Source organism: Microbulbifer maximicatervae (SeqCode) (assembly GCF_052467385.1).
The window spans coordinates 4,850,664-4,863,496 of the sequence record NZ_CP174311.1 but is presented as its reverse complement, the minus strand read 5'-3'; the positions used below and the strand labels follow the sequence as shown (position 1 = coordinate 4,863,496).

Annotated in this window: 13 protein-coding genes and 1 tRNA gene; 8 read left to right on the top strand and 6 right to left on the bottom strand. The window is 52.6% G+C overall.

Annotated elements, in window-relative coordinates:
* The first annotated feature begins 5 nt into the window (after positions 1 to 5).
* From moaE to ACJJIR_RS20790, 5 genes are all read left to right on the top strand, one after another.
* Positions 6 to 485, top strand: a complete 480-nt coding sequence (gene moaE / locus ACJJIR_RS20810) for a molybdopterin synthase catalytic subunit MoaE (protein WP_444908443.1) — start codon at positions 6 to 8, stop codon at positions 483 to 485.
* The gene (gene modA / locus ACJJIR_RS20805) at positions 470 to 1,252 is read left to right on the top strand and encodes a molybdate ABC transporter substrate-binding protein (protein ID WP_444906673.1); all 783 of its coding nucleotides are present in this window, start codon (positions 470 to 472) and stop codon (positions 1,250 to 1,252) included. The genes moaE and modA overlap by 16 nt, the downstream gene beginning before the upstream one ends.
* Positions 1,249 to 1,971: a molybdate ABC transporter permease subunit gene (modB, locus tag ACJJIR_RS20800; RefSeq protein ID WP_444906672.1), complete on the top strand. Its 723-nt coding sequence runs from the start codon at positions 1,249 to 1,251 to the stop codon at positions 1,969 to 1,971. Before modA ends, modB begins: the two co-directional genes overlap by 4 nt.
* Positions 1,971 to 3,089 carry an ATP-binding cassette domain-containing protein gene (locus ACJJIR_RS20795; protein WP_444906671.1) on the top strand — a complete coding sequence of 373 codons (1,119 nt, stop codon included), beginning with the start codon at positions 1,971 to 1,973 and terminating at the stop codon, positions 3,087 to 3,089. The genes modB and ACJJIR_RS20795 overlap by 1 nt, the downstream gene beginning before the upstream one ends.
* Before the next feature lie 101 nt (positions 3,090 to 3,190).
* A complete protein-coding gene (locus ACJJIR_RS20790) occupies positions 3,191 to 4,393 on the top strand; it encodes a hypothetical protein (protein WP_444906670.1) in 1,203 nt (400 codons plus the stop codon).
* A 54-nt stretch (positions 4,394 to 4,447) separates the two neighbouring features.
* Here the strand turns inward: ACJJIR_RS20790 and ACJJIR_RS20785 are convergent, their stop codons facing one another.
* Positions 4,448 to 6,061: an MFS transporter gene (locus ACJJIR_RS20785; RefSeq protein WP_444906669.1), complete on the bottom strand. Its 1,614-nt coding sequence runs from the start codon at positions 6,059 to 6,061 to the stop codon at positions 4,448 to 4,450.
* A gap of 198 nt (positions 6,062 to 6,259) precedes the next feature.
* Between ACJJIR_RS20785 and narL the strand changes: the two genes are divergently transcribed.
* On the top strand, positions 6,260 to 6,925 hold the full coding sequence (gene narL, locus ACJJIR_RS20780) for a two-component system response regulator NarL (protein WP_108731363.1): 666 nt from the start codon (positions 6,260 to 6,262) through the stop codon (positions 6,923 to 6,925).
* Between the two features lie 41 nt (positions 6,926 to 6,966).
* Positions 6,967 to 8,208: a molybdopterin molybdotransferase MoeA gene (moeA, locus tag ACJJIR_RS20775; protein WP_444906668.1), complete on the top strand. Its 1,242-nt coding sequence runs from the start codon at positions 6,967 to 6,969 to the stop codon at positions 8,206 to 8,208.
* A gap of 198 nt (positions 8,209 to 8,406) precedes the next feature.
* On the opposite strand, the gene ACJJIR_RS20770 is transcribed toward moeA, so the two are convergent.
* From ACJJIR_RS20770 to ACJJIR_RS20755, 4 genes are all read right to left on the bottom strand, one after another.
* On the bottom strand, positions 8,407 to 8,820 hold the full coding sequence (locus ACJJIR_RS20770; RefSeq protein ID WP_444906667.1) for a type II toxin-antitoxin system YafO family toxin: 414 nt from the start codon (positions 8,818 to 8,820) through the stop codon (positions 8,407 to 8,409).
* Entirely contained in the window at positions 8,817 to 9,002 is a 186-nt protein-coding gene (locus ACJJIR_RS20765) for a hypothetical protein (protein ID WP_444906666.1), read from the bottom strand. Before ACJJIR_RS20765 ends, ACJJIR_RS20770 begins: the two co-directional genes overlap by 4 nt.
* Positions 9,002 to 9,322, bottom strand: coding sequence for a hypothetical protein (locus ACJJIR_RS20760; protein ID WP_444906665.1), 321 nt, complete (start codon positions 9,320 to 9,322; stop codon positions 9,002 to 9,004). The genes ACJJIR_RS20765 and ACJJIR_RS20760 overlap by 1 nt, the downstream gene beginning before the upstream one ends.
* Positions 9,323 to 9,945: 623 nt before the next feature.
* Positions 9,946 to 10,022 (bottom strand) — tRNA-Arg (locus tag ACJJIR_RS20755).
* A 191-nt stretch (positions 10,023 to 10,213) separates the two neighbouring features.
* Between ACJJIR_RS20755 and ACJJIR_RS20750 the strand changes: the two genes are divergently transcribed.
* The gene (locus tag ACJJIR_RS20750) at positions 10,214 to 10,636 is read left to right on the top strand and encodes a c-type cytochrome (RefSeq protein ID WP_413665824.1); all 423 of its coding nucleotides are present in this window, start codon (positions 10,214 to 10,216) and stop codon (positions 10,634 to 10,636) included.
* A 106-nt stretch (positions 10,637 to 10,742) separates the two neighbouring features.
* Here ACJJIR_RS20750 and rep read toward each other — a convergent pair whose 3' ends face one another.
* Positions 10,743 to 12,776, bottom strand: a complete 2,034-nt coding sequence (gene rep, locus ACJJIR_RS20745; protein ID WP_444906664.1) for a DNA helicase Rep — start codon at positions 12,774 to 12,776, stop codon at positions 10,743 to 10,745.
* Positions 12,777 to 12,833: the final 57 nt, after the last annotated feature.

The window sequence follows — 12,833 nt, the reverse complement described above, 5'->3', positions numbered from 1 at the left end:
CCAATATGAAAGCCGTTGATCGTATTGAAGTCTGTGAAACGCCCCTCGACGTAGCGGCTGAATATACTGCGCTGCAAGGCAACAGTGGCGATGGTGCCTGCGCCCTGTTTGTGGGTTCGGTGCGGGACTTCAATGCCGGTAGTGATGTCTGCGGCCTGGCCCTGGAACACTATCCGGGCATGACGGAAAAAAGCCTGCAACGGATTATCAATAATGCCCGCGATCGCTGGTCCCTGGGGCGTGTGACTATCGTCCACCGGGTTGGCCCCATGCAGATCAACGATGAGATTGTTTTTGTCGGTGTTACCAGCCCCCACCGCCAGGCTGCCTTTGCCGCCTGCCAATACATTATGGATCGCCTCAAAACTGAGGCGCCTTTCTGGAAGCGCGAAGCGGTAGCGGATGAGTCGGGTAAGTCTTCAGAGCGCTGGGTCGAAGCTCGGGCCAGTGATGCTGCGGAGATGGAAAAGTGGTCCGCCGGCTGAGCCTGCTGCTATCCGCTTTACTGGTGGCCATCGCGCTACCGGTTAATGCGGATAACTGCACCTTGCGGGTGGCGGTAGCGGCCAGCTTCCGCCCGGCACTGGAAGAGGTACTGCCGGAATTTGAGCGTCGCCATGCCTGTGTGGTGCAAATCAGTAGCGGCAGCTCCGGGGTGCTCTACCAACAAATAGCGCACCGCGCGCCCTTTGATTTATTCCTGTCTGCCGATCGCGAGCGACCTGAACTGTTGGAAAAGCAGGGCGGGGCACTGGGCAACAGTCGTCAGACTTACGCCCTGGGTTTACTGGCTCTCTGGCACCCAAAATCGGAATCGAATATCGAGCAGTTACTGCAAACCTGGCCCGATAAAATTGTATTAGCCGATCCGAAAGTAGCGCCATTCGGCAGTGCCGCACGGCAAGCGCTGCAAAGCCTTGATTTGTGGAAGAAAAAACAAACTCAATTGGCCCGGGCCCACAATGCCGGCCAAGCCTATTTAATGCTGGATTCCGGCAATGCGCAGCTGGGCTTTGTCGCCGCCAGCCAGATGCAAGCAGCCGGCCGCGATAACTATTGGCTGTTGCCGCAGCATTTGTATAAACCCATTGAACAGCAGCTGCTGATTCCCACCCAGAGTCGCCGACCTAAAAAGGCACAATCCCTCGCTAACTATTTGCGTTCAGCGGAAGTGCAGGTGCAACTACAGCACTTGGGTTACGGTGTTTTGCCGACTCAATATCGAAGTAGAGATGGAGGGAGTGGCTTATGAATATCGCCGCTGCCGACTGGCAGGCCCTGTGGCTAACTTTAAAATTGGCCGGCTTAACTACCTTGCTCCTGTTTATTATCGGCGTGCCCCTGGCCTGGAAATTGAGCCAATGGCAGAGCCGCTGGCGCCATTGCATAGAGGTATTAATTACCCTACCGCTGGTACTGCCACCCACGGTGTTGGGTTTTTATTTACTGCTTTTATTTTCCCCTAACTATGCTCCCGGGCAGTGGCTGTCACAACTTTTTGATGGCCCTTTGGTGTTTTCCTTTACCGGCCTGGTATTTGCGTCAGTAATTTATTCCCTACCGTTTATGGTGCAGCCGCTGCTGGCCGCGTTTAATGCCAATGGTCAGCGTTTGACCCAGGCTGCCGCAGCACTGGGTATACCGCCCTGGGCGGCACTATTAAAAGTTCTTTTGCCGGCGAGTCGCGCCGCTATTGTGAGTGCCTGCGCTTTAACGTTTGCCCATACCCTGGGTGAGTTCGGGGTAGTGCTGATGATTGGTGGCTCTATTCCCGGTGAGACCCAGGTGGTTTCTATTGCTCTTTATCAACATGTGGAGGCGATGGAATACGGTGCGGCGCACCGGCTGGCTTTGATGTTGATGGGAATTACTACGGTACTGCTACTCGCTGCCCGTTGGCTGGGGCATAGTTTGGCCCCGCGCGGATCAAACAGCGAGCGCGTTAAACCGGTAATGGGGGTGCTGGGCTAATGGAAATCACCTTACCCCTTTTCGGTACTGCGTCTACCACTTCTGATTCCAGCGGATTGAGTGTTACAGGGCTGGTGACTCCGCTTAACGCTACGACTCCCTGGCAATTAGAGCTGCCTGCCTCTGGAGTTTTTGGCCTTACCGGTCCTTCCGGCAGCGGCAAGAGCACATTACTGGCTGCTTTGGCTGGCCAGCGCCATTGCCGTGGCAATATCACTTTTGCCAATACGGTTTGGCAGCGCGGACGCCGCGCCCTGGCTACCCACAAAAGAACGCTTTCTTTGGGCTTTCAGGATAGCCGCTTGTTTGCCGGCCAGTCGGTGGCGGATAACCTGGCACTGGCCCGCCGTTACAGCCGCAGGCCACTGTCCGAGGAAGAGTGTGGTCGGCTGCTAGAGGCTTTTGGTATTGAACCGCTACTCCATCAGCCGGTGGAGCTATTGTCTGGTGGAGAAGCCCAGCGAGTGGCTGTATTACGCCAGCTTTATAACAACGCGCCGCTGCAATTATTTGATGAGCCGCTTTCAGCGGTTGACCGCGCCCAGGTACTGCGGCGCCTATTGCCGACCCTACGGGATTTCTGGGCCCGATATCCGGCGCTGGTAATCTGGACCAGTCACGACTTTGATGAAATCCAGCTGCTGGCCCAGCGTTGTTTATGGATGGATTCTGCCAACTTGTCTGCACCACTTCCTTTACCTGAAGTTGCCCAGCGCCTGGATAACCACGGCGTAGGGGATAGCTGCCGCAGCCGGATTGAAGCGCGAGTGGAATCCCTAAACAATGGTCTGCTGACTTTGGATTTAGGGGGGATTTCTATCTTTGCAGATAGGGTGGCAGGCCATTATCGCAAAGGCGATACCGCAGCTTTTCTGCTGGAAGCTGGAGATATTAGCCTCAGTGTAGAGAAGCCGGGCTTGTCCAGTATCCTCAATTGCCTGCCGGTAACTTTAGTTGCTAAGCAGAACCTTACCGACGGCCGCATTCGTTTACAGTTAGCCGCTGCTGATCAGGTGTTCTACGCAGATATTTCCCGTCTCTCCTGCGAGCGCCTAGAACTGCGTGAAGGCACTACCTACTTTGCCCAGTTTAAGGCCGGTAGTCTTGCCGGTTTGTAGGTAGTTCCAGGGCAATTTCTGAAAGTGCATTGCTTCGATCCCTAAAACCCCAGCAATTTTTTTTGCTAAGTTTGAACATCAGCTAACTTAGTGGTGCTCCTATGGGCGTTGTGTTGGGAATTTCTCTCTTTAACGAGGGCGATAAGTTTTACCGGGAAAAAGCACAGGTCGAGGGCTTACCTGTAGCGAAAGCCGTGACCATTGAGGATCTACACCCAGTACTTACTCGTTGCATAGAAGAAGGCGGGCACAACTATCGAGTAAGCCGCCTGGAATCGGGTGAGCTAAAAATTGCCGAGCTACTTGAGGATTGTGAGCCCTACCGGATCGATACTTTCCGCTATCAGCTTCGCCGAAAGGGCGACGCTATCGTTATCCGCTCTACTTACAAAGACGATGCCTTGTACTTTCATTTGGCTTGCCGCGCAGCCAGTGGGCAGAGAGTTAAGATAGATTTCCACGGCAAGCACCCGTTTTATAACTATGACTCCATAGCGGAATACCAGGGTGGTGGTAACTATCATCTGGCTAATCTCTTCGACCTTCAATATCTGCCCGGTTATATCGAAGAGCACTGCCGGCGATTTATTCACTGCCCGGAGTACTGGTCCTTTACCTTTTTTATCCCGTATTTGGGCAAGGTAGAGCTGAATAACCACACTTCCGATCCAGAACAGCCTCTCTACCACCTCGATTTCTATTGCCCGGAGCGCAAGCTAAAAATCTTCCAGTCGGCGCTTGAGAGAGAAGGCTCTTACTATTTTCGCGACGCTATCTCGGCAGAAAAGCTGGTGCAATTGCTAGAAGATATGGCGACAGAACTGCTGCCAGAGCTGCAAGAAGCGGGTGTTAAGTCTTGCTTGAGCTGCTTTGAAGCTATCCATCAAGCCTACAGTGAAATTGAGAGCACCATTGAGACGGATGACAGTCTTGCCTCAGTTGCGGAGGATCTTGTTGGGTACCAACAGAGTATCTGCGGCAGACCTGTCCAATACGAAGTCACTGAAAATGCAGATGGGTCTATTACTGTGCAGGCCTACTATTTTCAGCCGCCCATAGGTTACAACTATACGATTAGTGCTGAAGATATCGCAGGGTGCCATATCTATCTGGATAAGCTGCACGATTTAGATTTTTATGAGCAGATGTGTATGGCGATTGCCAGGCATCTATGCCCGACGATGCCAACCGTTGAAGACTTGGATGAAGTGACGATCTACTATCGCAGGGATACCGATAGACAGCTGATTTCCAGCCTGCTTGAAGGTTCGGATATAACGCCGATATTGATTCAGGTGAAATAAAAAAGGGGAGGTTCAACCTCCCCGCAAAAGCGGTTCCCCGCCCGTGAGACCAAATTATGGATTGTAGAATTCACCGTTTTTGCGCAGGTAGAACCAGTAGTTAACTACCAGGCAAACTGCGTAGAAGATAGCAATGCCTGCCAGAGCATACTCCGGAGTGGTGGCTTTGATCTGCTCGCCGAAGACCTTGGGAATATAGAAGGCACCGTAGGCGGCAACTGCTGAAGTCCATCCCAATACCGGGCCTGCCTGCTCTTTCGGGAACACCATGGCGATGGTGCGGAAGGTAGAGCCATTGCCGATACCGGTAGCGGCGAACAGCACCAGGAACAGCAGGAAGAAGGGCAGGAAGAACTCTTCCGGAGTGGCTGAGCCGTAGGCGGCCTTCATGTAGTAAGCCACACCCAGGGCACTACCCACCATGATTGCAGCACAGATTTGGGTAACCAGGGCTCCGCCGATGCGGTCGGAGATCCAACCACCTACCGGGCGAATCAGGGCGCCGATAAACGGACCCATCCAGGCGTACATCAGGGCGCTGGGGCCATTGTTGTTGATGGTATCGTGAGTCATAACCCCGTCCACCATCACGTGGCTGTATCCGAAGATCACCTTGATAGCCAGGGGGAAGGCCGCTGCGAAACCGATAAAGCTGCCGAAGGTCATGGTGTAAATGACACTCATCACCCAGGTGTGCTTGTTGTTGAAGATACGGTACTGACGCTGCAAGCTGGTTTTAATCTCACCGGGCAGCAGCTTCAAGCCGAACACGGTAGCGGCGATTACCAGTACCAGAACGATTTCCTTGGGCACACCCCAGCCTGAACCGTTAGCCGCTTCGGGAAGCAACAGCCACAGACCTGTGATTGCGGTGAAGAGGCCGATTCCCAACATCATGGTCATCTTCAACATCGCGCCGATAGAGCTGCCCACATCCGGGGTGACTTCGTCGGTGCGCAGGTTGTTCATACCGAACCAACCTACAAAGGCCAGTGGAATCAGGAACAGCAGCCATACAAAACCAGCATTTTGAATCCACGCTTCAGAACCGGCTGGTACTTTGCCAATCAGGGAGCCAGAGCTGCTCACCAGGGTCATGGGATCGCCGCCGGCAGCGCCGAAGGCACCGAAGGTCATAAACAGCGGTACCAGGATCTGCATGGTGGTAACACCGAAGTTACCCAGGCCCGCATTCAGGCCAAGTGCCAACCCTTGTTTTTCCTTGGGGAAAAAGAAGCTGATATTGGACATGGAAGAGGCGAAGTTACCACCGCCAATACCTGACAGCAGAGCCAGCAACTGGAATACCCACAATGGGGTCTCAGGATTTTGCAAGGCGATACCCGTGCCTAGGGCAGGTATCATCAATAGGGCCGTGGTAAAGACAATGGTGTTGCGCCCACCGAACAATCGAATAAAGAAACTACTGGGTATTCGAAGGGTGGCGCCGGTGAGGCCGGCAATTGCCATCAGGGTAAACAGGTCGGCTTTGGCAATGGGGAAGCCAAGGTTGAGCATTTGAACGGTAATAATGCCCCAGTAGAGCCACACGGCGAAGCCGCACAGCAAACTGGGAATGGATATCCACAAATTCCGGTTTGCGATTTTTTTGCCCTTGGACTGCCAGAACTTGCTGTCCTCTGGGGCCCACTCGTAGATGTCAGACACGGCGGCCACTCCTCCTCGAAATGATTCGTCCGGCCACTATGGGCCGGGGCTTATCCCTGCTCAATTACCAACAGTAAGTAACCCCTTTGCCCCCGCGCGTAATAGCTACCCATTTGGGGGTAAGCGCAGGCACTGAGCCCTGTGTTAAAGTCACTGTTCAGAATTAGTACAACTTACAGCAATGAAGCAGGACACCCCATGACTTCTTCTGCCACGGTAATGATGGTTGATGACCATCCTCTGTTTCGTAAAGGTCTCAAGCAATTGTTTGCTATGGAGCCCAGCCTGGAGTTGGTAGCTGAGGCCAGCAGCGGGGAGGAAGCGCTGGAGCTGGCCAAACAGCACGAGCCGGACCTTATTCTATTGGACCTGAATATGCGCGGTATGGACGGGCTGGATACCCTGCGGGCAATGCGTGCAGCCGATGTAGCCTCTCGCATCGTGATACTCACTGTTTCCGATAACAATGCGGACGTAGTTTCCTGTATTCGTGCCGGTGCCGATGGTTACCTGCTCAAGGATATGGAGCCGGAAGATATTCTCGATCAGGTTATCCAGGCCACACACGGCAAGCTCGCTATCAGCCAGCGCCTTACCGAGATCCTCGCCTCCGCTCTGCGCAAGCCGGACAATTCCGGTGCGGATACCCTGTCGACGCTGACCAGTCGCGAATACCAGATCTTGCAATTGATCGCCGATGGCCTCAGTAACAAGTTAATCGCCCGTGAATTGGATATCAGTGATGCCACTGTCAAGGTTCACGTTAAACACTTATTGAAAAAGTTGGGCATGCGCTCCCGCGTAGAAGCTGCTGTGTGGATGGTTAATCAGAAGCGACCGGAATCCCAAAACCGCAGCCACTAATTTGTCCCAACCGCAAAGGAATGAAGTAAGAGATATTGTCCATGCCCACTATCGACTGCTGTAGCCAACCGGGCCTGATGCCCATCGAAAGCGCCCGCGAAAAACTTCTTGAGGCACTGAGCCCAATCAGTGGCACTGAGACTTTGCCCCTGGCACAAGCCGCCGGTCGAGTATTGGCTGAGGATGTTATCTCCACAGTAAACCTACCGCCTTGCGACAACTCCGCAATGGACGGTTACGCCCTGCGCTTTGAAGACCTGGCCAGTGGCTTGCCGCTGGAGTTGATCGGCAAATCTTTTGCCGGTGCACCTTTTGACGGTGTGGTGAACCCCGGCACCTGCGTGCGCATTATGACAGGAGCCGCAGTACCGGCCGGTGCAGATACGGTAGTGATGCAGGAAAATGTCGATGCCCAGGGGGAGTCGATACGAATAAATTGCGAAGTTCGCACTGGCGACCATGTTCGCCGCTGCGGTGAAGATGTGGCTGAAGGAGCTAGCCTGCTCAAAGCCGGAGAGCGCATCAGTGTTCCACATATTGCCCTGCTCGCCGCTGCCGGTGTGGGAACAGTAACTGTAGTGCGCAAACCGGTAGTCGCACTTTTCTCCACCGGCGATGAATTGCGCCAGCCCGGCGAAGCCCTGGGTAAGGGCGATATCTACGATAGCAACCGTATTGCCCTGTTATCCGCCCTGGAACAGCTGGACCTGGATATTTTGGATTTGGGTATATTGCCCGATAACAAACAGGCCATTACCGATGCCTTGCAACGTGCTTCCGAAGAGGCCGATGCCATTATTACCTCCGGTGGAGTCTCCGTTGGCGAAGCGGATTACACCCGTGAAGTGTTGGAAGAACTGGGAGAGATCAGCTTCTGGAAAGTGGCGATGAAGCCCGGTAAACCTTTTGCCTTCGGTTTCCTACAGGGAACCCCTTTCTTTGGCTTACCCGGTAACCCGGTTTCCGCCCTGGTAACTTTCTACCAGCTGGCCGTGCCCGCCCTGAGTGTGATGAAAGGCGATCAGTGGACTGGCCCGCAGACCTTACAGGCAAAACTGTTAAAACCGTTGAAGAAAAAGCCGGGCCGTACCGATTTCCAGCGGGGTGTATATCGCAGTGATGAAAACGGGATGTTGGTAGTAGAACCGGTTGGTACCCAGGGGAGCCATATTCTTTCCGGTCTGGCTGCTGCTAACTGCTTTATCGTTTTGGCGCGAGAGAGTGGCAGTGTAGAGGCTGGGGAGCAGGTGGTGATTGAGCCTTTGAGAGTGCCGTTGGGTTGAGTAAATATACAGAGTGAAGTTAAGCTGCTTGAACAGTTGAGGCTGATCTTGAAAGAGGTAAAGCTAAGCATCCCATAATTATTTTAAATATTAAGTAATTATGGGATATATTATTTCCTGATGAAATTCAATTGGCAGTAGTAAATGGTATTGCGTAATAGGTTCCAAGCTATGTAAAGTAATTAGACTGAATAATTTCTAATACTGTTCTCGAAAATTTTCAGCAATATCCTCTAGTTTTGCCATCAAATTATTGTCTCTATCTGTATTTATTACTTCTTCAGGTTTTCTTGGATCAAAATGCTTTATTATCCCAATAAGGAGATAAGTATCCGGTTCCATAAAACCAGGGCAGTAGGCCAGAACATAACCACTAGTACGGCGGTACTGTAATAGTCTCACGGGAAAGCCTTGCTCTTTATAATGGAGATGCATCAGTTCTAAGGAAGAGCGCCTAAATGTGCGATCATAAGGTACATCACGGCCAAAGGAACGGGGAAGCATCCCTTCCTCCCCTTTATATGATTTAAACTCCGCAACTAGTGCCTTTCTCTTTTGTTCATCCATGGACTCGCGTAACCAAGTATGGGTGAAGACTCTAATTTCTTTCACCAGCCAGTATCCTTTTTAGGTTGACGTAGCCTTGCGTGCTGGGTTGTTTTCTGTGCTATTTTCTTCAATTCACTTTCTTGAATTTCGAAATTTCGAGTACTTGGCTCGATAATCTCTTCAGAGAACTCAGTAGATTGAAAATTTAGGTTTCGACCTTCGGTATGTCTTGAGTCTTTATTCATTACTCTTCCTCAAAACTTCCTATATCTTTTGGCTTCGAATCTTTCAGTTTCTTCGCCATTTTACGAGTCACTTTTTCCATGTCCATTGCATCTCCCGTCGCTTGGGGAGGTAAATCTTTCATTTCCATGGTTCCACGCTGGGCGACTTCACAGAACTCAGTCATGTCTTCAAACAGTTGACTGGGTACAGCATAAAACTGGACTTTATTATCTGAAGTCACCGCTATGGCGTCACCTTCTGCTTCGTGTAATGCGGCACTTGGATTAGTTTTGAACTCGCTTAAAGGCATAGTGCGACCGAATTTTACTTTCCGATGCATAATGCTCCTCTCTGATTTACAAAATTGTTGCTTTATATAAATCTAAGTATGAGGCTAACTTAAGGACTAAGCCAGCTATGAAACCTCTTTAATTTGATAAGGTTCCTTTTCTCATTGTATAGAGATGACCGATTCCTCATCAGTATTAATATAAAGAGAAAATATTTACGGTTGTGTTTTAAGTAGGTCGTTTCTCCCTGTGGGTAGGCGAATCTTTAGCCGCTGAGTTACTTCCAAGTTGAATCTGTGTTCAAGTAGATCATGAAGTAGGTGAATATAAATAGGATCGACTGCATAGAATATTGTGAATTAGAGAGTTCGCTATATTAAAAAGCCCGCTTCTGCGAGTGGTGTGCTGGAGGATTAGCTTCGCTCTTTGGGCTCGCTGCCCTGCGGCAGCTTTGCTGCCTCCGAGTCGAACCTGAGTTCGAACAAAGCCTGGGGGTTAGCCATATACAAAGAGGCCCGCATGAGTGGGTGGTGTGCGGGAGGATTAACTTCGCCCTTTGGGCTCGCTGCTCTACGGCAGCTTTGCTGCCTTCGAGTCGAACCTGAGTTCGAACAAAACCCTGGGAGTTAGCCATATACAAAAAAAGCCCGCATAAGCGGGCTTTTTTTGTATATGGCCCGCCCGAGAGGATTCGAACCTCTGACCTTCGCCTCCGGAGGGCGACGCTCTATCCAGCTGAGCTACGGGCGGTTTAATTGGCTATCAGTGCCAATGGGAGGCGGATTATACAGAAGCTGGGGGGCGGGTTAAAGGACATTCTGTTGGCTTATATAGTCTTTGGCAGGTGGCGGCGCAGTGCTTATAATGCGCGGCGTAGGAGTTTGCGACGATATTTTGAACGTTTGTGGGCCAACTCACTTCGGTCCTTTTGGGGGAATATGATGAAGCGTATTTTGGGTATTGTGGCGGCATTGGCCGTCAGTGCGGCTACGGCAGTGGCCCAGCAGTCTGTTAATGAAGAAATCGCAGAGCGAATTGCTCCGGCAGGTGAAACCTGCATGAAAGGTGAAGAGTGTGCAGCGGCAGTAGCGGCAGCTCCTGAGGGTGCTAGCGGCGGCGCTGCTCGCAGTGGTCAGGATATCTACAATGCAAGCTGCCAGACTTGTCACGCAATGGGTGTTGCAGGTGCGCCTAAATTCGGTGATGCCGCAGCTTGGGCACCCCGCATTGCCAAGGGCATGGACACTCTCTACAACAATGCCATTAACGGTATCAATGCCATGCCGGCCAAAGGCCTGTGTATGGACTGTAGCGATGACGAGATCAAAGCTGCTGTGAATTACATGGTGGATAACAGCAAGTAAGCTGTTTCACTATTGGAAAAAGGCCGCTCATTGAGCGGCCTTTTTTGTTTTTAGTATCTGTTTTTGCAGTTACGGCAATATTTGAAAATATTTAATCAATAAGAAATTAATCAAACATACTCAACAACGACCCCAAAGTTTCCTCTCCCTTCGCCTGATTCTGCTCCGGCGTCGCCTTACCAAACCCTTCCAACAACACATCTTCTTCTGGCAATTCGTCAATAAAGCGGCTGGGCGTGGTGTCCTGGGTTTCGCCGAACTGTTTGCGCTTGCCTGCCAAAGTCATGGTGAGGGTGCGCTGGGCGCGGGTAATGCCTACGTAGGTGAGGCGGCGCTCCTCTTCGATATTGTCGTCTTCAATACTGTTGCGGTGGGGAAGTAAGTTCTCTTCCATACCGATCATAAATACGTGGGGGAATTCCAGGCCCTTGGCGGCGTGCAGGGTCATCAGGCTGACCTTATCGGTGGCTTCCTCTTCTTCCTGGCGCTCCAGCATATCCCGCAGGATCAGTTTGGAGATGGCCTGTTCCAGGCGAATATCCTGCTCCAGCTCATCGTCGGTGCCCTCCATAATCTTGTTGAGGCTCTCCAGCAGCCAATACACATTCTCCATGCGCTTCTCGGCCACCTTCTCGCTGCTGGCGTTTTGCGAGAGCCAACCGGCGTAGTCGATATCTTCCAGCATTTCACGCAGGGCACCATTGGCGGTGGTATCGCGACAGTTGCGCTGTACCCCTTCGAGCCACAGGGCGAAGCGATTCAGGCGCTCGTAGCCCTGCTCGTTGATATGCTCCTTAAAGCCCAGTTCCGAGCAGGCTTTGAACATGGAAATCTCGCGGCCCTTGGCGTAGTTGCCCAAGGCTTCCAGGCTGCTGGTACCTATTTGGCGACGCGGGGTATTGATAATGCGCAGGAATGCGTTGTCATCATCCGGATTCACCAACAGGCGCAGGTAGGCCATCACATCCTTGATTTCAGCGCGGGCGAAGAAGGAAGTACCGCCGGACATCTGGTAGGGAACCTGGTGTTCCTGCAGTTTCATTTCGATCAAGCGCGCTTGGTGGTTGCCGCGATAGAGCACGGCAAAATCCATAAACTTGCAGCCGCGACGGCTCTTTTGCAGAAAAATCTCGTTGGCGACCCGCTCCGCTTCCTCGTTTTCATTGGCCACTTTGAGTACGCGGATCTCCTCACCCAGACCGCGATCGGACCACAATGCTTTGTCGAATTCGTGAGGATTGTGGGCGATCAGGTGGTTGGCCACTTTGAGGATGCGGCTGGTGGAGCGGTAGTTCTGCTCCAGTTTGATTAGGCGAAGGTTGGGGAAGTCGGTCTTCAGCGCACTCATATTCTCCGGGCGCGCGCCGCGCCAGGCGTAGATAGACTGGTCATCGTCTCCCACCACTGTGAGGCCGCCGCGCCCGCCCACTAGCAGCTTCACCAGCAGGTACTGGGAGTTGTTGGTGTCCTGATATTCGTCCACCAGCAGGTAGCGAATCTTTTTGCGCCAGCGTTGCAGCAACTCTGGATCTTTGTCGAACAACTGTACCGGCAGCAGGATCAGGTCGTCGAAGTCGACGGCATTGTAGGCCTTGAGGGCTTCACAGTAGCGATCGTAGGCAATGGCGATGGCCTGCTCGCCGGGGCTCTGTGCCTGCTCTAGGGCACGGCGCGGGGTGAGCATATCGTTCTTCCAGTTGGAGATCTGGTTTTGTACCCGATCCAACAGGTCTGTATCCAGGTCGCCATCCCTGAGCATCAGCTCCTTGATCAGGGCGTGGGCGTCTTCCGCATCGAAGATGGAGAAACCGGGCTTAAAGCCGGCGGCGCGGTATTCCTTACGCAGGATATTCAGCCCAAGGTTGTGAAAGGTGGATACGGTGAGACCGTGACTCGCCTTGGAGCGCTTGCCATCCGGGCCTGCCAGCAGTTTGCTGACCCGCTCTTTCATCTCCCGTGCCGCCTTGTTGGTGAAGGTGAGGGCGGCGATATTGCGCGCGGCGTAGCCACACTGCTCGATCAGGTAGGCGATCTTGCGGGTAATTACGCTGGTCTTGCCGGAGCCGGCGCCGGCCAGTACCAGGCAGGGGCCATCGACATACTTCACGGCTTCGGATTGGCGGGGATTGAGCTGGGTCATAGATGGGGCTGCATCTTCGCGTCGCGGAAAAGCGGGAGATTCTAGCAGTCTTGGCTC